Genomic DNA, 20,732 nt, shown 5'->3' on the forward strand with positions numbered 1-20,732 from the left:
TACAGCTCTTGCGTTATGATCTCATTTTTATCATAATTGTAGGGATGTCAATAACGGGTCAGCAAATGCGGGCCGCGCGCGCGATGCTCAACTGGTCGGTCCGAGACCTCGCCGACGCGACCGGTGTCGGGACGGCGACGATCGTGCGCTATGAAATGGTCGATGCCGCGGTGCCGAAGGCGCGCAAGAACAACCTCGAGATCATCCGCACCTGCTTCGAGGCCGCAGGCATAGTGTTTGTCGGCATGCCGGAGGATGGGCCGGGCTTGCGGGCATACCCGAAGCGAAGCTGACGGATGAAGCGCTTCACAACCTGCCGAAGCACGCGGTAGAGCGCGCCGCTCTAGCGGGTAGTGGATCAGTCCGTTCCTGCCGCCGTCGGCGAGAAAGCCATTGCGGCTATCGCCGCAATTGCGAACTCGACCAGTCAATTGCCAAGAATGTCGTTGCCGACGCCGCATTGCGGTTCGGCCGATGCCACCAAAATCGTCACAGCCCCAATCTTGTCGCCGGTCAGCGTCATCGCCCGTTGCCAGTCGGACGGTTCTGCGACAGACACGCGTCCGAGCCAGCCGCGGGGATCTTTCGCGCGCCAACCCGTCTTGAACCAACGGAACGCATTCTCTTGCCGTCGATTTCCGTGATCACCGCCGTCTACAACAGGGCCGGCGTCATCGCCGAGGCGATGCAGAGCGTTGCCGTGCAGACCCATCCGGAGACCGAGCACATCATCCAGGACGGGGGCTCGACCGACGGGACGCTCGACATCGTCGAGCGCCACCGGACCGCCAACACGCATCTCGAAAGCAGCCCGGACGGCGGGATCTACGACGCGATCAACAAGGGCATCGCGCGTGCGACCGGCGACGTGGTTGGCCTCATGCACTCGGACGACTTCTTCGCGGATGAGCGCGTGCTCGCGCGCGTCGTCGACGCGCTGAGCGACGCGCGCATCGACGGCGTCTACGGCGATCTCGATTACGTCTCGGCGAGCGATCCGGCGCGCATCATCCGACGGTGGCGCTCGGGCACCTACGCGCGCAAGAAGCTCGCAAAAGGCTGGATGCCGCCGCATCCGACGCTCTACCTTCGCCGCGAGGTGTTCGAGCGGCACGGCCTCTACGACACTTCCTTCCGCATTGCGGCCGATTACGACGCGATGCTGCGGTATCTCGCCAAGGGGCGGATCGAGCTCGCCTATATTCCCGATGTGCTCGTGAAGATGCGGGTCGGTGGCGAGAGCAACCAGTCGCTTCGCAAGATCATCCGCAAGAGCCGCGAGGATTACCGGGCGATCCGGCGCAACGAGGTCGGTGGTCTTCCGACGCTCGCCATGAAAAACCTCTCCAAACTCCAGCAATTCTTCTGAAGGCTTCGCCGACCGACATGACCAGACGCGCATTGATCACCGGCATCACAGGCCAGGACGGCTCTTACCTCGCCGAGTTTCTGCTCGCGAAAGGCTACGAGGTGCATGGCATCAAGCGGCGCGCCTCGCAGTTCAACACCGATCGCATCGATCACATCTACCAGGATCCACACGAGCCGAACCCGAAGCTCAAGCTGCATTACGGCGATCTCACCGACAGCTCGAACCTGACCCGGATCCTGTCGGAGGTACGCCCCGACGAGGTCTACAATCTCGGCGCGCAGAGCCATGTCGCCGTCAGCTTCGAGAGCCCGGAATACACTGCGGACGTGGACGGGATGGGCACGCTGCGGCTTCTCGAGGCAATCCGCTTTCTCGGCCTCGAAAAGACGACACGGTTCTACCAGGCCTCGACCTCCGAGCTCTACGGCCTCGTGCAGGAGACGCCGCAGCGCGAGACGACGCCGTTCCACCCGCGCAGCCCCTATGCCGTGGCGAAGCTCTATTCCTACTGGATCACGGTGAACTACCGCGAGGCCTACGGGATGTATGCCTGCAACGGGATCCTCTTCAATCACGAGAGCCCGCGGCGCGGCGAGACCTTCGTGACACGCAAGATCACCCGCGGCCTCTCGAACATCGCCCAGGGTCTCGAGGATTGTCTGTACATGGGCAATATCGATGCGCTGCGCGACTGGGGGCACGCCAGGGATTACGTGCGCATGCAGTGGATGATGCTGCAGCAGGACACTGCGGAAGACTTCGTGATCGCGACGGGCAAGCAGTACAGCGTGCGCGAGTTCATCGCCTGGAGCGCGCGGGAGCTCGGCATCGAGCTCGAGTTCTCTGGCAGCGACGTGGAGGAGACCGCGACCGTCAAGGCGGTCACCAGCGACCGCGCCCCGGCCGTGAAACCCGGCGACGTCATCATGCGGATCGATCCGCGGTACTTCCGTCCCGCCGAGGTCGAAACACTTCTCGGCGATCCGGCCAAGGCCAAGGAGACGCTCGGCTGGGAGCCCGAGATCACCGCGCAGGAGATGTGCGCCGAGATGATCGCGGAAGATCTCAAGATCGCGCAGCGCCATGCGCTCCTGAAGACGCACGGCTACGACATTCCGGTCAGCCTCGAGAACGGGTGAGCGCCATGAAGATCTATGTGGCAGGCCATCGCGGCATGGTTGGCGGCGCCATCCTGCGGCAACTGCAGGCGCGGCCCGATGCGGACAACCTGACATTCCTGACGCGCACACATGCCGAGCTCGATCTGACCGACCAGGCGCAGGTGCGGGCGTTCATGTCAGCCGAACGGCCCGACGTCGTCATCCTTGCCGCCGCGAAGGTCGGCGGCATCCAGGCCAACAACACCTACCCCGCCGAGTTCATCTACGAGAACCTGATGATCGAGGCGAACGTCATCCACGAGGCGCATGCGGCGGGGGTCGAGCGGCTGCTGCAGCTCGGCTCGTCCTGCATCTATCCGCGTGAGGCGCCCCAGCCGATGCGCGAGAACGCATTACTGACCGGGACGCTCGAGCCGACGAACGAGCCCTACGCCATCGCTAAGATCGCCGGCATCAAGCTGTGCGAGAGCTACAACCGCCAGTACAGGCGCGACTATCGCTCGGTCATGCCCACGAACCTCTACGGGCCGGGCGACAACTTCCACCCCGAGAACAGCCACGTCCTTCCGGCCCTTATCCGCCGTATCCACGAGGCGCGCGAGGAGGGCCGCGAGAGCGTGACGATCTGGGGCACCGGCACGCCGCGGCGCGAGTTCCTGCATGTCGACGACATGGCCGCCGCCTCGCTATTCATTCTGGACCTCGACCGCGAGACCTACGTGGCGAACACGCAACCGATGCTCAGCCATATCAACGTCGGCTGCGGCGAGGACATCTCCATCCTCGAGCTCGCCCGGATGGTCGCGCGCGTCACCGGCTTCGTGGGCCGGATCGAGACCGATCCCTCGAAACCCGACGGCACCCCGCGCAAGCTGATGGACGTCTCGCGCCTGCGCGACATGGGCTGGCAGGCATCGATCGGGCTCGAGGACGGCGTGCGTGAGACGTACCGGTGGTACATCAACTCCTGGAAGGACGTGCGTGGCTAAGCCTGCGCGGCGGCGGCGCTCCTACGACTCGAGGCAGATCCCTGTCACTGCCAACCTTGCGGCAGATCGCTTTCGAAACAGCTACAAAAAGAGCAAATCGATCAATCGTCGACCGGTCGCGAACATTTGCGTGAACTCGAAGGTGGCGAAAAAGAGAAGCGGATAGCCGACGGCCTCTCTCTTCTCGAAGTACGGAATCACTTGCGCGCGACGCACCAAGCTCGACACAGGGCGCATCAGGACAAGAGCGATCGACGCGCCAATGCACCACCCCGCGACGATGTCGGATGGCCAGTGAAGGCCCATGATCACGCGCGGCATCGACACCACCAGAACGGACCAGAGAAGCAGGAACATCCCGGCTTTTCTGTTTATGGTCAACACGGCCACAGCGAAGCCGAAGAACAGGCTCGCGTGATCCGACGGCATCGAGCTCCACCCATCCAGCGTCGCTCGCGACTGGCTGTCCTGCAGGTTCAGTTCGAACCCGTCCGCGTGCAGCGGTCGCGCTGAAAAAGGCGCGAAGTTCGCGATCAAACGGGTCAACCCGATGATCGGCACCATGCATAGAAGAGCAGCGACCAGTCGTTCCCGGGAGGTCCGTCTTCCCTCCGATTCGCTCGCGGAAAACCAGAGCGCCCAAAGGACGAGCGCGAACGGCAAGGACTTGAAGACTGCAATCTGCGAATTTCGGAGCGCCAGATCGAAGGAGGCGGTCCCGCCGTTAAGGCTATTCAAGTGATTGAATACAACTTCATCCAAAACGCGCTCCGTGGCATTCTGCAGAAGGATCCCGTGTCGCACCCTTTCGCGGCCCGCTGCAAGCGCCTCCAAGCCTCGCCGCCAAGAAACTCGCCGGAATATACTCTCACGCCGGTATGGTCTTGAGTGGAAGCAGCTTGGATTGCCGCACCTCGAAGTCCAGATGCCGAGCGCGAGATGTCTCGACCAGGGGCAATGAGATGGGGATCACTCCGAGAATGCCGCACAAAAAAGCCGAGCATCGACACGATAGGCGATGGAGCTCTCAATCTGGCAGTCTCGCCGCCTCCACTCTCGGTGTCCTCAAGCTCGCCCGGATGGTCGCCGCGTCACCGCCTTCAAGGCCCGGATCGAGACCGATCCCTCGAAACCCGACGGATTCTCCGCGAGGTTCGAGGGTAGTCGGGTCTCAGGTCATTATCAACAGCCACGATGCCGCGAAAGGATTTGACGTCATCTACGATACCGAAGTCTCGGACCACTGTCCGCTCATCCTCGACGTATAGCGTCGGGCGCAAACGGCTGTTCTCTCGCGCAAGGGGTGGGATGGCGAATGACCACTTCGCACCTGTTGCCGCGTACATGCCTAAGCGATCATCGAACGACGACGACCGCGATGACGGACAGTGTGATCAGCACCATTCCGATCAGCTCGCGCAATCTGGTCCGTTCGCCGAATATCAGCGTCGCCGCCAGGATCGAAAAGATTACTTCGACCTGACCAACCGCGAACACGATTGCGGCGTTCTGGAGCGTGAACGCGGTGAACCAGCACAGGCTGCCGGCGAGCCCACTCAGCCCGATCCATACGGCCGTGCGCCATGCCGCGGCAACGCGCGAGACCTGCCCGGGCTCCTGATTGGCCAACCAGAAGGACAGCGCGGCTGTCTGCAGGATGGTGATGATCGCGAGAGACAGCCCTGCGCGCAAAAGAGGGTCTGGGCTATCCACCGCGAGGGTGGCGCCGCGATAGCCGACAGCGGAGACAGCGAAGCACGCCCCTGAAGCGATCCCGAGAAGCGTGGCGCGGCTCTTGAGGCCGGTCCAGATGCGCCCGCCGAGTTTAGGTGCTTCAGACAGCGCAAGGACGCCAACCAATCCCATGAGAATAGCCGCGACGCCGAGGGGAGAAACCCGGTCTCCGAGGATGACGAAGCCGACCAGGGCCGTCTGAACGACTTCGGTCTTCTTAAACGTGATCCCGACCGCGAAGTTTCTCTCGGCAAACAGCGCGACGACGCACCAGGTGGCCAAGATCTGGCTTGTTCCGCCGGCGAGCGCGTAAGGCCAGAAGGACACCTCGATGGCGGGGAGAGGAAGCTCTCGAACTGCGAGATAGAGGGGAACGAGCGCTGCAACGAACGGTGCGGAGTACCAGAAGCGGGCGAGTGTCGCACCGCCCGCGCTGAGCGCGCCCACGCTCAGCTGCTTCTGCAGAACGAAGCGCAGGGTTTGGAAAGCCGCGGCTGCGACCGCAATGATGACCCAAGGTTCCATCGCTGTCGGATAGTGCGAAGCACCCCCCGCCTCAATGCCAAGCCACCTCCCATAGTCGGGCGACCTCGAGATCTCGACGTGGCCGGAAGAACCGCTCGGCGACTAAGGAAAGCCATCATGTGAACGCCGGATCAGCTGAGCTTTTTTTAAAGCTGTCGATCTCCGGAGCCAATGTGACGGAGAGCTCGACAGTCGCTGAGACGCGCGTGCCGACTCCGTGAAAAGGATCTCAGAAGGTGCTGCAATCCGGACGTCGAAGCCGGCCGCGACGGGTAGCGGCCGCGTGCCCGAACCGTCACTCCCGGAATGCGCGGCTCGACACCTGGATCGAGTTCCTGGAGGGGTCTTTGGCATTGGCAAACTCATATCCGCCAGCCTTGTGGATCTTGCCGAAATCGAGCCCGCGAGCCCTGGCCGCCTCGCAGAAGCCCGCCACGTCCTCCACGTCGAACACGAGCTTCACCAAAACCTGACCTTCTTTCTGCTTTGCCGCTGCCGGGTGCAGAAGAAGTGCCATGCCTGAGTTCTGCGCCCGGAGTTCGACGATGCGGTCGCCGTCAGCGCGCAAGACTGAGAAGCCGAAATGCCTCGAATAGAACTCCGCCATCTGATCGATCTTGCTGGTGTAAATTACCAATCGCCCGAGTGATGCTGCCATTTCTGCGCCTTCTGCAAACTCCGTATCGGTCGGTTCTAGCATTTCATGGTTCGAGACGGCAGCTTCGTCCGCCAGGCCATGCAAGCATCGCGCGTCGGATGATCGTTCAGTCTGTCTCTGTCTCGACGGCTTGCACTGAGACCAGCAGTCTCCGACGATCAGTGCCGCCGCCTACAGAAACGCGGCCAGCTGCTGCGCGACAGCTTCGGGCTTCTCCAATTGTGGCATGTGCCCGATACCGGGTATGGTGTCGAACTCCGCGGTCGGCATGAGGTCGTGCAGGGACCGTCCACGCTCCAGCGGGATCCACGGATCATCCTCGCCCCAGACGATCTTCGTAGGGCACCGAACCTCGCCAAAGTGGGGCTCGACCTCGGCAGTGTATCTTTCGTCCGCTTGTGCGAATTGCCGATAGAAGCTGAGGGCGCCGTCATCCGTGAGCCAGGGTGCGACGAGGCTCTCGATGTCCTCGGCAGGCAGCTCCGTAACCAACGCTCCCTCGATATAGGCCTTCACAATTGCCCGGTGGATATGCGGCGGCAGGCCTTGAAAGGCGTCGACATGCCGGCCCAGGTGGTCGAAGAACTCGGACCCCCAGGGCCGCATCGCAACGACGTTCATCAGCACGTAGCGTTCGAAGTCGCATCCATGCAGCAGATGGGCACGCAACGTCGTGGCCCCGCCGAGATCGTGTGCAACGACACACGGGCGCGACACCCGCCAATGGTCGAGCATCTCTGCAAACACCCTACCCTGAACGTCCAGCGCCGTTCGTTGATCGGCGCTCTTCGCCGATTGGCCGTAGCCGGGCATGTCGTACCAGTGAACGCGGAAACTCTCTGCCAGCGCCGGAACGACCCGATGCCATGAGTAGGACGACCACGGCCAACCATGTGCGAGGACAAGATCCGGCCCGTCTCCGGTCCGGCCCGCCGCGACCGTTCCCGCCGACGTGTCGTAGCGCTCGTCCAGGTTCCAAGGCATGGTTCACCTCATTTCTCACCATCAATTTTCTTTAGACGGTATGATATCTCCCCACTTCACACCGTCAAATGAACATTTTATGGTGAGACATGGCGCGATGGGACCAAAGCGACTGGACGGAGGACCACCTCGTTGGCGGTCATCCGGTGCTCGACTTCCTGAATACGGCAGGCGGGAGAACTAAGCAGCGCGACGTCGAGCGGCTGCCCGAGTTCGCAAGCTTCGTCGCGTGGTCCGAGATCACCAATATCGTGTCGATAGACGAAGCAGACATGCTTCGGGAGGTCGCTGAAGACGATCCGGCTGCAGCAGATGCCGAGTTGGCGGCGGCGCGGCGATTTCGCGAGGCGCTGCACGGGTGCATGATGGCCGAACAGGCAAACACGCCTTGGCCTCCGGCAGAACGCGATGCGGTTCTGAGCGACATTCGGCAAGCGCTCCTGGCAGCGCAGCTGCAAGAAGATGGCGGCCGCTACGGGTGGGTCGTCTCCAGTGGTTCGCCCGGTCTGTCCCTGCCGATAGACAGGCTCGCCCTTGCGACAGAGGCCCTGCTTCGAAGCGAAGATCTCGCACGCATGCGGAACTGCGAACGGTGCTCCTGGCTCTTCATTGATCGCGGTCGAGGGCGCGCGCGCCGCTGGTGCAGCATGGCGGCGTGCGGCAGCCGGGCGAAGTCCGCGCGATATTACGAGCGAAGAAAGGCGGGTAGCGCGTAATCACTATCCGTGCACCGTGTCGCGATTGCGCGCGCCGTTTTGGAGACCGGTTGCTCAGGATCGCTGCGGCGGACGTCGGACGCGCGCCCACGATCCTTCATGCTGCGGAACCGGCAAATGTCGTCTTCGGTCGTGTCGCGCTCCTCGACTTGGCAGACTGCTGGTGCAGATCGCGAGCCCCTCCATCTCGGCGAGAGGTCTGGCTGACATCGCCGCCTAGTCGATGTCGTCTCTGAGGAAGGAGACGATGGTCTCCGTGATCGACCGATGGACGATGCTCCGCGATCCATCTGACGCACCGCAGAGCCTCAGGTCGCCGCCCTCTTCGCGCAGAAGGTCCGGCCCGGCATCCGTGCAGACGGAAAACGCGTCGAACCCGGACGACCCGGATATTGTCACGGATCTGGTGCGCGGAAGAGCGTCCGACGCATCAGGCACCCCACCGAGATAAATCGCAAGCTCCGACACGTCGGCAGGGACCGGGCCCACAGCTGCCGAATATTCCGGCTTCAAGGCGATCACGGAAGTCACACGAGGATCCGCGGTCAGGCTGGCCAGGCCGTCCTTGCTGGTGTCCGAAAGCGCTACGCCCTGCGCGGCAAACCACCCACAATCGGGCGCCTCGGCGCCGCCGTCGGTGTTGTCGCAGGCGCGCGTGTAGCGCTCGGTGTGCAGGTCCGCTCCGGCAACCGACAGGGCAGCGGTCGCCCCGAGGGCAAACCCCGCGACCGCAATGCGGTCTTCGTCGATGCGCGCGGCCCAAGTCTCGTCATCGAGCAACAGATCGAGCGTGCGCCGGATGTCTTGCGGCCGCCGCCAGATCTCGTCGAGGGCAGTGGCCGCGTCGACGGGGCGCGGCGCGTTCACCTCGACGACGATGAAGCCTGCCTGCGCCATCGACGCGGCGAGCCACGCGCCCGAGTCCGCGGCAGAGCGCAAGCCGCCATGCGACAGAGCGACGAGCGGCAACTCGGCGCCCGGCAACGACGCGCCCGGGGCGGCTGGTGCGCCCTTGAAGACGGCATTGCCGCCGACGGTCGCCGAGGCGTCTTCGCTCGAGGGATACCAGATCGACAACGAAAGCGGCCGCGCTGCGACCGCGGTATCGCTGAGGTATGCGATCCCGGCCGCCGTTTCGGCAAGACAGGGCGCAGCCGCGATGGCCAGAGACAGTGTCAGAACGACTCTCATCGAGGTGCTCCATGCCGGAACGGCGAGGTATTACCGCTCCGCCTGATCCATGACGCTTGGAGCATGACCCTGCAATACGCGACTGTCGCAGATCCGGCCGCAGAGGTCTGGCCCGCCGATACGGGCCGCCAATGGCCGCCGTCCGCTGCCCCGGCCAATTGGATGAGACCCCCTCACACGAACGCCGAAATAATCCGATGGAAGACGCGCGGGCCGAGCCGGGCGTGGCGCTCGTAAAAGGCATGTTCTTCGCGGCGTGCAGCGGCACGGGAGCGGACTGAAATGCGTCGGTCGGCAGCGGGCTGATCGGGACGCGTTCTGCGCGGGCAGATGGTCAGCGGGATCATGAGGTGGCTCCTGTGTGAACTGGCTTGCCAACGACCTACGCACACCACACTCTCAACGGAACGACATGAGATGAAAGGAGCCTTTCATGAGTGAAACGACTGGCACCGGAAAGGATGGTTCTGGCCGCGCATCTCACGATCCCTCCGTGGCATCGCTTGCCTCCTGGAGCGACCTCGCCGCCTTCCTCGCCGTCGCGCGCCATGGGGGCCTCTCCGGGGCGGCCCGGGACATCGGGTCGAGCGCTCCGACTTTGGGCCGCCGGATGCGGAGCCTCGAACGGATGCTGGGCCGCGAGCTGTTCGTGCGGCGCACCCACGGCTACGATCTCACCGAAGCCGGGATGCGTCTTCGTGACGACCTTCAGCCCGCGGAGGCGGCGATCCTGCGCGCGACGACTCCCAAGCAAGACTATGCCTTGCCTCTCGTGCGGATTGCCGCCGGCACCTGGACGATGTTGGCTCTGACGCGCAGGCTGCCGTCGATCACGGGATCGCCGCCCGATCTGCGCGCCAGACTGCTTCAGGGAGAGGACATCCTGTCGATTCCGCGGCGCGAGGCCGCCATCGGGTTTCGCAACAGGCGGCCCGTCGAAGCGGGACTCGCCGCCCGGACGCTGCGCCCCGTGACGTTCGCGCCCTACGCGGCCCCTGGCGCCGCACGCCAATGGATCGTTGTCCGGGCGAAAACGCCGTCGGCCCGATGGGTCGCCGCCCGCTGCGGCCACGCGGTCGCCGCCGAGGTGGACACGCCGCGGCTGGCCCTCGACCTCGCACTCGGTAGTGTCGGGCGGACGCTATTGCCGACCTTTGTCGGCGACGCGGAGACCGGCCTCGAGCGCGTTGGCGAGGAGATCGACGACCTCAAGCACGACCAGTGGCTCGTCACCCACGACGACGACCGCAAGCTTCCGGAAATACGGCGCGCGCTGGATCGGATCGTGGACGCCTTCGCATAACCCGTCACCAGGCCATCGGATTTAGGCTGCGACCAGTGCGAACGCCGATATATCCTAATACGCATCATTTCGGAGAGCTGCGGTGTAGTTCGACTTAAAGCCCTATGCGACATCATGGTTTCCTTCCGACAAGAGAACCGTTTAGCGTACTTTCTATGAAAATATATCTGCAATTCGCGTTAGTATCACTCGCTGCTGTCGCTGGCACTGCCGCAATATTCGAACCTTTAGACATGACCGGATTGTCTTGCGCACGCATAACAAAATTCGGAACGAATACATGGGAGTTTTTTGGCGACATTGCGGTGAGGAGATATGCGGAAGGTCAACGGCGACCGCAAAGATTCGTTCGGATGGGAAAAGGAGCTTACGAAAGATACAGCCGATATGATGGAGAGTGGAACGCGATCTATTACTTTTTTGATGTCGGTGATGGCGTGCAAATGCGAATACTCTCGCGACCGGGACTTATCGTTCGTGACGAGAACCCGAAAACTTCCTGGGACGAGAGCGTTTTCCCATTTGCTGCACGATACACCCCCTTTGGACGAAGCAATAGTTTTGGACTTTTGACCCAATTACGTCAACCAGTAGACATTGAAGCTCGCTGAGTGAGGCATGTCTGTATTGCGATGGACAGCACCTGCTTCCGCCTCAACTCTGCGGCGACGCACAACAGGCGATGATACGGCAACACGAGGGCCACTTTGTCCGACCGGCCTCACGCACCCAAAGTCCGCCTAAGCACGACCAACCCGTGATATACGCCGGGCGAACAGAAGAGCGAGTCGGGGAACGATGTTGGATATCACCCATGAGACCCCCTTGCCGCACGAGGCGGGAGACGCAGCGCTGGCAATCCGGGCACGCGGCCTGGTCCGGCGGTTCGGCAATCTCACTGCGGTGGATGGCATCGACCTCGACGTTCCTCAGGGCATGATCTTTGCGATCCTCGGCCCGAACGGCGCTGGAAAGACGACACTGATGCGCATGCTCGCGACGCTGACGCGGCCCGATGACGGATCGGCAGAGGTGATGGGACACGATCTGCGGACAGCCCCTGACGCGGTGCGGGAGGTCATCGCGATGACCGGTCAGTTCGCTTCGCTGGATGAGGACCTGACCGGGCGCGAGAACCTCGTGTTTCTCGCACGGCTTTGGGGTTTCGGGACCAGAGCAGCACGTCGGCGCGCCGACGATCTCCTCTCGGCGTTCGAGCTTGCGGACGCACGGCACCGGCAGGTGAAGGATTACTCGGGCGGGATGCGGCGGCGCCTCGACATCGCGGCGTCGCTCGTCGTCACCCCGGGCGTATTGTTCCTCGACGAGCCGACCACCGGTCTCGACCCGACGGCACGGCTGCGCGTGTGGCGGATGATCCGCCAGCTCGCCCAATCCGGTGTCACCGTCCTTCTGACCACGCAGTATCTCGAGGAGGCCGACCAGCTTGCCCAGCGGATCGCGGTGATCGATCACGGCCGAAAGATCGCCGAGGGCACCAGCCGGGAGCTGAAGGCGGCGACAGGCTCGGGGTTTCTGCATGTGGCACTGACCGACCCGGCCGGACTGGACCGGGCGGCGGCTCTCCTGGCAGAGCATCTCGGCGCGCCAGTCCAGCGCAGTCCCGAGGGCGCACGACTGTCGGTCATGGCGCAGACGCCGGAGGCGGCGAACGCGGCGCTGGCCGCTCTGCTGGCCGCCGGTATCGCGCTCGAGGATTTCGCAATGGGCGTTCCAAGCCTCGAGGAGGTGTTCTTTGCCCTCACCGGTGGGGCTGGCCGCCCCCCCGAGGAGGCCGCATGACCGAGATTACCCCCGCCACGCTACAGCACACATCCCGGCCGCCGCGCCCCTCGGCGCTCTCGAATGCGCTGACCTTCGGCTGGCGAGCGATGCTGAAGTTCCGCCACGTGCCCGAGCAGCTCTTCGACCTTGTCATGACACCGATCATGTTCACGCTGCTCTTCACGTTCGTCTTCGGCGGCGCGCTGGCAGGATCGACACGCGACTATCTGCAGTTCTTCCTGCCGGGGATCCTGGTGCAGACGGTTGCGTTCAATGCGGTCTATTCTGGGATGGGCCTGTCCACCGATCTCGGAAAGGGACTGTTCGACAGGTTCCGCAGCCTGCCGATCTGGCCGCTGGCGCCGTTTGCGGGGCTGATTGTCGGGGATCTCCTGCGCCACCTGATCGCGAGCGCGATCATCCTCGGGATCGGCCTCGGCCTGGGCTATCGCCCCGAGGCTGGACTCCCGGGCATCGCGGCCGCGGTGCTGCTCCTGCTCGTGATCGGCTTCGGGATCGGCTGGGTGTTCATCGTGCTCGGCCTGATGATCCGCACGCCGAGTACGGTCATGACGCTGGGCTTCACGGTGCTCTTCCCGGTGGTCTTCGCCTCGAACATCATGGTTCAGCCCGAGACCATGCCCGACTGGCTGCGCGCCTTTGTCGAGGTCAATCCGATCTCCCTGATGACCACCGCGATGCGCGGGCTGATGGCAGACACGGCGACCGTGTCTCAGATCGGGCTCGCGCTCCTTGGTCCCATCCTCCTGACAGCGGCGCTGGCGCCCGTGAGCCTGTGGCTCTACCGCCGAAATTGAGCGGTAGGCTTGGAATTAGGCTTTCGCTGCGCGCCTCGCCGATGTCTGCTGTGCGGTCGAAGCGAGCCTTCGATTAGTCGGAATGAATGCCCGTTTCGGGTTCTCAGACCGTGAACAGCATGAGACCGAACACCCCGAAGAGCAGCAGATGCAGCATACCTTGCGTCGCCGAGGTCCTGTGCCCCATGAAGGTCAGCGTGGTCAGAGCAACGGTCAGGGCCATGAGCACGGTCTCGGTTTCCGAAATGCCGAAGACGACGCTCTTGCCGGTGACCAGCCCGACGACGAGGACGGCCGGCACCGTGAGCCCGACGGTCGAGACGAACGCGCCGAGGCACAGATTGATCGCCCGTTGTGTCTGATCGTCGAGAGCGGCTCGGACCGCCGTGACCGATTCCGGCGTGAAGACGATGATCGCGATCAGGACGCCGCTCAACGCGGCCGGCGCTCCGGCCGCCTCGACGCCGTAGTCGATGATGATCGAGAGGTCGTGCGCCAGCAGCACGATCGGCAGGATCAACGCGATGAGCGTAATCGCGTGCTTCAGATTGCTTCCCCTGCCCACGGCCTGTGCTTGATCGTCCGTCGCTTCGCGGCGGCGGGCTTCCCTGAGAAGGATCCGCATCGAACCTGTCTTCGGTTGCACGAAGTCAGTCCGGTACCGGCCCATCTGCAGCGCGAGGAAGGCGGCATAGCCGACAAGGATCAGAACCGAGACGACGACCGCCTGCACCGGCGTGAATGTCCCGTCTCCGGACCCAGTGTAGTTCGGAAGAAGGAACGCAACTCCGACGAAGACCAGGATCACGCTGATGAAAGTGATCGCGCCGGGTGCGTTGTATTCCTGCTCCCCGTACCGGATCCCGCCGGCAAGAAGGCAGATCCCGGTGACGAGGTTCATGATGATCATCATGACGGCGAAGATGGAGTCGCGCCCGATGGTCGCCGAGGCACTCGGCCCCAGCATGACGGCGGCGATTAGGACAACTTCGATGACCACAATGGATGTCGTGAGGATCAGCGTTCCGTAGGGCTCTCCGAGTTGGTGAGCGAGTTCATCCGCTTCATGGACGGCTCCGAACGCGGCCATGAGGATGGTTCCGAACAGAAGTGCGAACAAGGACGCGGCGACCGGGACCGACATGTCCGGCCCAAGCAGCGAATGAAGACCGAACTGGAACGATGCCACGATGGCCCAGGCGACGGCGAGCTTGATTCCAGCGGCGCGCGACGGAAGGTAGGGTACGGATTTGTTCATATTCGAGACCTCGTGCGGGGTCGTCCCTGTCGAGATCATCCAGGCCCGGGTCGTCCCGAGCAACGTTCGCGCTCTCGACGCGAACCGGAAATTGATACCGATGGGCGTAGCTCTCGTCTATACCTCCAAGTCGGATAGCGCCGAGATACTGAAGCGGACCCCGCGCTGTAAGCGGCATCAGGTAACAAGGTCTCGAATCTGACCTTCGCTGCAAATTGCGCCAATGTCCGCTCTAGGCCTTTTCGTGGAGCTACGCGCATCGGGGCGCGCAAACTCCGTAGCGCCAGCCGTCGTCAATCAAGGGCTCCACCCTGCCCGCCGCGTTGCGGCGCCCTCGTCCCATGGCCCGGAGCTTAACGCGCTGTTCCGCAACGAGGGCAGACAGACGCATTCCGCCCGTATCGTCGCGGAATGCGTCACCCCCGAACGCGCCGGGTGTCGTGGCACTGACCCGAGGCGCGACGTCCGAGGCCGCGCGCTCCGACCAGGCCCTCAGTTCTCGAAGCCTTGCATGAGATAGGCGATCTCCTGGCTCACCGGATCGTTGTCGATGGCTTCCTCGGCGGCGAGGCCGATGAATGCAACGAGGCCCAGGCTCGCGGCCTTGAGCGCCGGGCGCAGTCCGAAGAAGCGCCGCGAGGCGACCTCGCCGAAGCGCCGAACCGCCGTCGTCGCGACAGAGACCGGCCCCGTCGGGCGAAGGGCACTCCGAGGGCGCGGCGCGGCCCGCATGCCGTGCGCGATCTCTCGTGCGGTTGGTGTCGGGACCAGCCGGCTTGCCTCGGGCAGCGCGATGTCGCGTTTCCACCCCGTCGTGATCTGCCGGCAGTGGTGATAGGTGAACGCGCTCGAACGGAAGGCCCAATTGAGCGCGAATCCTTCGAGGATGTGCGGGCGCCATTGCAGGTCCCCCAGCGGACCGCTCGGACGCACGCACCACTTGGCCGGGCACGCGCTTTTCTTGAGGTGCCGCAGCCCGTGATCGCCATGGCGAACGACGTCCCCCTCCACCGGCATCGGCGCGTAGCGCCATTCGCCCGCGAACCGTGTCAGGCCGAACCGGCTCTGCCAGGTCGCGTCGAAGATTGACGCGGGCGTGCGGCTCAGCACGAGCTCGTCGATGTCGCAGCAGAGGACGGCTCGGGCCTGTTGCAAGTACCGCAAGCGCACGGCGTTGAGCGCACATGTCTGCAGGAATAGCTCGGTATTGCCGAACGGGCTTCGGCCACGCGGCCCGAAGGTCAGCGCAGTCCTCAGCACAAGGGCGTCGAGTCCGGCCCGCTCCAGTACCCGCTGGAGGTCACCGACCTCGTAGTCGGTCGAGCCGTTGTCGACGAAGACGATGCCCTCGGCGCCTTGTGTCTGCGCGTGAAACCGCGCGAAATCCTCGATCCAGACCAGGTCGTTGTTCCGCGACATGGTGACGATCACGTTGCGGCCCCGGAACCTCTCCGGCGTCGCCTCGTGCACGGGTGTCTCGAGCTGCGTGTTCCCCGCAACGAATGTAACCCGCTGCGGCAGCGTCGGGCTTTTCAAGCGCGTGAGGCTGTGGCGATAGAAGGTGCGCAGCCGCATCGGCGCCGGTCGGCCGTCGAGCGTGAACGTGCCCGTCCGCACCAGAGAGCCGAGGTTGTTCAGGCGCGGACAGACGAGCGTAACCACACCTTTGTCCCAGATCGCATCGAACCACAGCGTCCGATCGTCGAAAGCCTCCGCGTAACCCGTCTTTCGGTATTTCGGTGCAACGCGCGATCGGCGTCTGGGCGCGTCCCGGTCGAGACGGCAGGTTGCGAAATCTTCACTCATGAAAACCGGCCTTGTTGTGCTGCGCCAAGCGCTGCATACCAAATAAGCGGTTGCCAGATCGCCAACAATGGCTGATCTGCAGCTGACCGAACGTATTCTCGAAGCATCCCATGCCGCGTGCTGCACGTCTGCGTCATACGAGAGCGCCGAGGCCAGTCGCGCGCAGTGCGGCGGCGTCGCGCACGAGTCTCGATGTGCCTGCAGCGGGCCCCATCGCGATGGCAGGGCTCGGTGCTCGACAGGCTTGCGCGCCGAGATGTCGGCCACGTCGCGGCGACCGGTTCAGAACCGCTTGACCGCCGTGGCGATCTCGTCGGCGAGCCAGGTCGCGAGTTGTGGGTCGCCCACCGCGGCCCGCAGATCGCGCAGGGTTTCCGCATGGCCTTCGAGGGACATCCAGAGGCAGAGGTCCGAAAGGTCAAGCGCGCGCAGTGAGGCCGGCAGGTGTTCAGGCGTCGCAAGCCAGGTTTGGGCCAGGTGCCGAAACGTCGTCTCCGGATCGCTTTCTTCCATGCGGTGAGGGGCCTCCGCAGAACGTCATCATCCCTACGAGATAGCGGTCGGTGGACAAAGAGGAAGACCGCTCCGCGCTCCTCGCGGTCGATCCGTCTGCAATTTCCTGCGCCGAGGTCGCCGGATCCCGACAGGCGACCCGGCCGTCCTTGGATCCGAGATCGGCCGCGCTGTGTTCAGAGGCAAGTTCCAACGCCGGTCTCTTGCCCCGGATGCGCTTACCCATCGTCAGTCGTGGTGATTGTCATTCCAAGAGAATATCTTGCGATGTCGGCACCTCTGCGTCTGTAAATCGACACTTGACGTGCAGGTTTTCAGTCGCCGTTGTTGGTGAGAGACCGAAGCTGGTCAGGCAGTACGAGTAAGCGATGCATGTCGACACCGTCATGGGCAAGGATGATGTCAGCGCCCTGCTGAGGGACGTTCTGGACAACCTCATTGCCTTCGTCGGTCTGCTCGATCCCGAAGGCCGGTTGCTCGAGGTCAACGAGCCCGCGCTGGAGATTGCCGGGATCGGCCGCGAAGACGTCATCGGCAGACCTCTCTGGACGACATTCTGGTTTACCGAGAACTCCGAGGCCGGGCACCAGTTCAAGACTGCGGTCACCAGGGCGCGACGAGGCGAGACGGTCCGGTTCGACACGCGGGCGCGCACCGCAGGGAACGGCGACATCGATATCGACGTCCTGATCGTGCCCCGCACGGATGACGCAGGCAACGTCGTCAGCCTGATCGCGTCGGCCACCGACATCACCGACCGCAAGCTCGTCGAGCGGCGCCTGCTCGCGTCGCACGATGCGTTCCTGAAGATGGTGACCGGCTCGCCCTTCGGCATTCTGGTCGTCGACAGCAATCTCGACCTTCTGGTCGTCAGCCAGGGCGCACAGGAGACCCTCGCGGATTTCGGAGACCTGATCGGCGACAACTTCGCGGACATCCTGCGCCAGTTCTGGCCGCCACAGGTCGCCGAGGAGGTGATCGGCCAATTCCGCAACACGCTCGAGACGGGCGAGACCTTCGAGCAGAAGAGCCTCGTAGACCGCCGCGAGGATACCGGCGAGACGGTTGCCTTCGACTGGCAGCTCGAACGCGTCGATCTGCCGGACGGGAGCCACGGGGTCGTCAGCTACTTCTACGATTTCAGCGAGCGCGAGCAGATCGAGGCCGCGCTGCTGGAAAGCGAGCGCATGTTCCGCGCGACGTTCGAGAACGCGGCCGTCGGCGTGGCCCATGTCGCCCCCGACGGCACGTGGATGCGGGTGAACGAAAAACTCTGCGAGATCACGGGCTATACCCGCGCCGAGCTCAACGAGATGAAGTTCCAGGACATCACCCACCCCGAGGATCTGGCCGTCGACCTCGATCTCTTGTCGCGCGTGATCGACGGCCGTGCCGACGAGTACGCCCTTCGCAAGCGGTATATCCGCAAGGACGACGAGATTGTCTGGGTCAATCTGACGGTGGGTTGCGTCCGCAACTCGGCCGGCGACGTCGATTATCTCATCTCCGCCATCGAGGATATCGACGCCCAGATCGCGACCGAGGCGCAGCGCGACATCCTCGTGCAGGAGCTGCACCACCGGGTGAAGAACATTCTCGCGACGATCCAGTCGGTGGCGTCGCACACGCTGCGGGCCTCGACCGACCTGTCCGACTTCAGGGGGCGGTTCATGGGTCGCCTGCAAGCGATTTCGAAAGCGCATGACAGCATCTTCGACACCGAGGTCGGCTCCGCGGTTCTCCACGACATCGTCCGCGATCAGTTCGGTGTCTATTATCCGGACGGCCTCGAGCGCGCGCACATTGCCGGGCCAGTAATCTCTGTCGAGGCCAATGTCGCCAGCGCTCTCGGCGTGATCATCCACGAGCTTCTGACAAACGCCATGAAGTACGGCGCCTTGTCGGTGGACGGCGGCCATGTGCATATCGAGTGGCGCTACGAGGCGCGTGGCCGGGACAAGAAGGTCAGCATCTCGTGGCAGGAGCGTGGTGGCCCGCCGGCAACAGAGCCGACGAAGAAGGGTTTCGGCAGCAAGCTCATCGAGATGATGGTGAACCAAACGCTTTCGGGGACGTTTGGTTGCGGGTACTCGCAGATGGGTATGTCGTGCCACTTCGACTTCACGGTGTCCCCGCATGACCATGATAAAGAGAGCGCTGATCCTCGAGGATGATCCGATCATCGCCCTCGACGTCGAGGCGGAGCTGGAAGACGCAGACTGGAATGTGTCTGGCATAGCCCATAACGTCGAGTCTGCCCTGGATCTCTTGAAAGAGCACACGCCTCACGTGGCGCTTCTTGACATCAATCTTGGCCGCGAGACGTCCTTCGACTTCGCGCGCGCCTGCAAACAGGCCGGCGTCGGGATCATCTTCATGTCTGGCTACGCAAGCAATGTGCTGCCGGAGGATCTCCGCCAGGAAATGATCCTGAGAAAGCCGATCCAGATGCCAAGGCTGCTCGAGGTTCTTGCCGCGCTGACGTGAGACGAGCATCCGATTAATTTGACAGGTGGCCCGGGGCCTCCGGCTGCGTCGCATCCTTCTCGAGCTGAAGTGTCGCACTGATCTGCGACCGGGTTTCCTTCGGAATTTGCAGCTCGGGCGTAAAATGCCGAGACGCCTTCACGGGTGTTTCCATATCTTGCGGATAAGCCGATGCCGACAGCGCTGCGGCAGTTGCAATGACGATGGCCGGAGCCAGATGAACCGGGTCCGTTGCAATAACATTGGTCATGATCGTACCTCGCGTGGCTGCGCACGGGGTTGACCGCTTCGGCCCGCTCCCGTGCGCAGTTCGGTCTATTTCCAGGCGCGGACGAGCGATGCCACGGCTTCCTTCTTTTCGCTCTCGCCCTCTTCCGACCCGATGACATTCATCAGGGCCGCAATTTGAGTGCGTGAGAGAGAAGAGACATCAGCGCCGTGCGCGTATTTCTGCACTTTCAGGCGAGCCGTTTCCTCCGCCGTCAAGGCAATGGCAGGCATGGCGGAGATCGCGATGATCGCGGATATGGAAAGCAAGGTTTTCATGTCACAATACCTATTTGTACCGGGAGGCCCGGGTGAGATTGGTGGATATTGAAGTTTCTTCACCCGCATCAGCAGGCGCAGTCGATTTTATTCTGACCGGCACTGCACCGGACAGACCTGGATTGGAGATAGGACTTTAGAGAGCTCCACACGTAAGTGTGTATCTTCCGGCGTCATGACCGGGCAAAAAATCAGGTTCAGATCAAATAATAATTCATATGCTGTAATACTCCTCTTGCCAAGAAGAAGGCTTCGACCTTCTACCCAAACTCGACCATTTGCAAGCCTGCGTTGTAAGGGCGCTTGCCATGCCTTGTCTGAGTGGAGCACGCGAACAGTGGCTAATGCAGTGACACCTCAAGATGTATTCATCGGTACACAGAGCTCCGAAAGGCGACGCGGCAACAATTCGTGATTACCCGATCATGTCGCAACACGCTCCAGGACCGAGAGAGGAGACCGTATTCTTCGACTTTGGCGACTCACCTTGGCACTGGTAAGCGCTCCTCAACGTGAACGTGCGAACGGTGGTCGTGGACCCCGAGACGCGCCGCATCCTGCAGATGCCGCGCTGATCCGCGATCGATACCACCGCGATAATCCCGGCGCGTGCGGCCCGGGTCATCGCCCGGCTCGGAGGACAGGGTCTGGAGGCATCCGGCACGCCGCGTGTCGCGCACCGCCCGCTCTGCCTGCCGGAGTTCTCCTTGGCGGATAGGGCCTGCTGCCGCCCTTCGAGTTCCGACCGCCCAGGCCGTTCGGCATGCTGCGGAAACGCTAAAGCGCAGGCCGATCAACGGTCGCAATTCGCGCACGACACTGTTGGGAACGTCAGGCCCCGTACGCATAGGACCAGTCACCATCTCGCGCCCACGCACATTGCTTCACGACCTGCAGCCTCGCGTGCTCCGGGTTCGCAAAACCGC

21 protein-coding genes are annotated in these 20,732 nt (G+C 63.1%); 10 read left to right on the forward strand and 11 right to left on the reverse strand.

The features are described 5' to 3' along the window. The first annotated feature begins 65 nt into the window (after window positions 1–65). From ROJ8625_RS01425 to fcl, 4 genes are all read left to right on the forward strand, one after another. Entirely contained in the window at window positions 66–293 is a 228-nt protein-coding gene (locus ROJ8625_RS01425; protein WP_200813263.1) for a helix-turn-helix domain-containing protein, read from the forward strand. Between the two features lie 332 nt (window positions 294–625). Continuing rightward, a complete protein-coding gene (locus ROJ8625_RS01430; RefSeq protein ID WP_234984132.1) occupies window positions 626–1,369 on the forward strand; it encodes a glycosyltransferase family 2 protein in 744 nt (247 codons plus the stop codon). A gap of 17 nt (window positions 1,370–1,386) precedes the next feature. Further along, entirely contained in the window at window positions 1,387–2,511 is a 1,125-nt protein-coding gene (gmd, locus tag ROJ8625_RS01435) for a GDP-mannose 4,6-dehydratase (protein WP_085790067.1), read from the forward strand. A gap of 5 nt (window positions 2,512–2,516) precedes the next feature. Continuing rightward, window positions 2,517–3,482, forward strand: a complete 966-nt coding sequence (fcl, locus tag ROJ8625_RS01440) for a GDP-L-fucose synthase (protein ID WP_085790068.1) — start codon at window positions 2,517–2,519, stop codon at window positions 3,480–3,482. 81 nt (window positions 3,483–3,563) lie between these two features. On the opposite strand, the gene ROJ8625_RS01445 is transcribed toward fcl, so the two are convergent. From ROJ8625_RS01445 to ROJ8625_RS01460, 4 genes are all read right to left on the reverse strand, one after another. Further along, window positions 3,564–4,244, reverse strand: a complete 681-nt coding sequence (locus ROJ8625_RS01445) for a phosphatase PAP2 family protein (protein WP_159456690.1) — start codon at window positions 4,242–4,244, stop codon at window positions 3,564–3,566. A 594-nt stretch (window positions 4,245–4,838) separates the two neighbouring features. Next, the gene (locus ROJ8625_RS01450; protein ID WP_085790070.1) at window positions 4,839–5,741 is read right to left on the reverse strand and encodes an EamA family transporter; all 903 of its coding nucleotides are present in this window, start codon (window positions 5,739–5,741) and stop codon (window positions 4,839–4,841) included. 295 nt (window positions 5,742–6,036) lie between these two features. After that, window positions 6,037–6,399: a VOC family protein gene (locus ROJ8625_RS01455; protein ID WP_085790071.1), complete on the reverse strand. Its 363-nt coding sequence runs from the start codon at window positions 6,397–6,399 to the stop codon at window positions 6,037–6,039. Between the two features lie 171 nt (window positions 6,400–6,570). Continuing rightward, complete coding sequence (locus ROJ8625_RS01460; RefSeq protein ID WP_085790072.1) at window positions 6,571–7,383, reverse strand: alpha/beta fold hydrolase; 813 nt, start codon at window positions 7,381–7,383, stop codon at window positions 6,571–6,573. Window positions 7,384–7,472: 89 nt separating this feature from the next. On the opposite strand from ROJ8625_RS01460, the gene ROJ8625_RS01465 reads away from it, so the two are divergent. Next, a complete protein-coding gene (locus tag ROJ8625_RS01465; RefSeq protein ID WP_085790073.1) occupies window positions 7,473–8,099 on the forward strand; it encodes a CGNR zinc finger domain-containing protein in 627 nt (208 codons plus the stop codon). A gap of 216 nt (window positions 8,100–8,315) precedes the next feature. Here ROJ8625_RS01465 and ROJ8625_RS01470 read toward each other — a convergent pair whose 3' ends face one another. Both ROJ8625_RS01470 and ROJ8625_RS20875 read right to left on the reverse strand, forming a co-directional pair. Further along, the gene (locus ROJ8625_RS01470; RefSeq protein ID WP_085790074.1) at window positions 8,316–9,290 is read right to left on the reverse strand and encodes an alpha/beta hydrolase family protein; all 975 of its coding nucleotides are present in this window, start codon (window positions 9,288–9,290) and stop codon (window positions 8,316–8,318) included. A 173-nt stretch (window positions 9,291–9,463) separates the two neighbouring features. Further along, window positions 9,464–9,637 carry a hypothetical protein gene (locus ROJ8625_RS20875; protein ID WP_159456691.1) on the reverse strand — a complete coding sequence of 58 codons (174 nt, stop codon included), beginning with the start codon at window positions 9,635–9,637 and terminating at the stop codon, window positions 9,464–9,466. An 86-nt stretch (window positions 9,638–9,723) separates the two neighbouring features. Here ROJ8625_RS20875 and ROJ8625_RS01475 point away from each other — a divergent pair, with 86 nt between their 5' ends. The 3 genes from ROJ8625_RS01475 (at window position 9,724) to ROJ8625_RS01485 (ending at window position 13,196) form a co-directional block, all read left to right on the forward strand. Then, window positions 9,724–10,593, forward strand: a complete 870-nt coding sequence (locus tag ROJ8625_RS01475) for a LysR family transcriptional regulator (RefSeq protein ID WP_085790075.1) — start codon at window positions 9,724–9,726, stop codon at window positions 10,591–10,593. A 798-nt stretch (window positions 10,594–11,391) separates the two neighbouring features. Beyond that, entirely contained in the window at window positions 11,392–12,396 is a 1,005-nt protein-coding gene (locus tag ROJ8625_RS01480) for an ATP-binding cassette domain-containing protein (RefSeq protein ID WP_085790076.1), read from the forward strand. Beyond that, entirely contained in the window at window positions 12,393–13,196 is an 804-nt protein-coding gene (locus ROJ8625_RS01485; protein WP_085790077.1) for an ABC transporter permease, read from the forward strand. Before ROJ8625_RS01480 ends, ROJ8625_RS01485 begins: the two co-directional genes overlap by 4 nt. 103 nt (window positions 13,197–13,299) lie before the next feature. Here ROJ8625_RS01485 and ROJ8625_RS01490 read toward each other — a convergent pair whose 3' ends face one another. The 3 genes from ROJ8625_RS01490 to ROJ8625_RS01500 all read right to left on the reverse strand — a co-directional run bounded on the left by ROJ8625_RS01490 (window position 13,300) and on the right by ROJ8625_RS01500 (window position 16,773). Beyond that, entirely contained in the window at window positions 13,300–14,454 is a 1,155-nt protein-coding gene (locus ROJ8625_RS01490) for a calcium:cation antiporter (RefSeq protein WP_085790743.1), read from the reverse strand. A gap of 492 nt (window positions 14,455–14,946) precedes the next feature. Then, window positions 14,947–16,527, reverse strand: a complete 1,581-nt coding sequence (locus ROJ8625_RS01495) for a hypothetical protein (protein WP_143535011.1) — start codon at window positions 16,525–16,527, stop codon at window positions 14,947–14,949. Window positions 16,528–16,542: 15 nt separating this feature from the next. Next, window positions 16,543–16,773, reverse strand: coding sequence for a hypothetical protein (locus tag ROJ8625_RS01500; protein ID WP_085790079.1), 231 nt, complete (start codon window positions 16,771–16,773; stop codon window positions 16,543–16,545). 368 nt (window positions 16,774–17,141) lie between these two features. On the opposite strand from ROJ8625_RS01500, the gene ROJ8625_RS01505 reads away from it, so the two are divergent. Both ROJ8625_RS01505 and ROJ8625_RS01510 read left to right on the forward strand, forming a co-directional pair. Beyond that, on the forward strand, window positions 17,142–18,947 hold the full coding sequence (locus ROJ8625_RS01505; protein WP_085790080.1) for a sensor histidine kinase: 1,806 nt from the start codon (window positions 17,142–17,144) through the stop codon (window positions 18,945–18,947). Further along, window positions 18,910–19,260, forward strand: a complete 351-nt coding sequence (locus ROJ8625_RS01510) for a response regulator (RefSeq protein ID WP_085790081.1) — start codon at window positions 18,910–18,912, stop codon at window positions 19,258–19,260. The genes ROJ8625_RS01505 and ROJ8625_RS01510 overlap by 38 nt, the downstream gene beginning before the upstream one ends. A 13-nt stretch (window positions 19,261–19,273) precedes the next feature. Here the strand turns inward: ROJ8625_RS01510 and ROJ8625_RS20510 are convergent, their stop codons facing one another. Together ROJ8625_RS20510 and ROJ8625_RS01515 are read right to left on the reverse strand one after the other, a co-directional pair. After that, window positions 19,274–19,510 carry a hypothetical protein gene (locus tag ROJ8625_RS20510; RefSeq protein WP_143535012.1) on the reverse strand — a complete coding sequence of 79 codons (237 nt, stop codon included), beginning with the start codon at window positions 19,508–19,510 and terminating at the stop codon, window positions 19,274–19,276. Between the two features lie 65 nt (window positions 19,511–19,575). Next, entirely contained in the window at window positions 19,576–19,806 is a 231-nt protein-coding gene (locus ROJ8625_RS01515) for a hypothetical protein (protein ID WP_143535013.1), read from the reverse strand. Window positions 19,807–20,732: the final 926 nt, after the last annotated feature.

It is taken from the genome of Roseivivax jejudonensis, from assembly GCF_900172265.1.
In the GTDB taxonomy this organism is placed as follows: domain Bacteria; phylum Pseudomonadota; class Alphaproteobacteria; order Rhodobacterales; family Rhodobacteraceae; genus Roseivivax; species Roseivivax jejudonensis.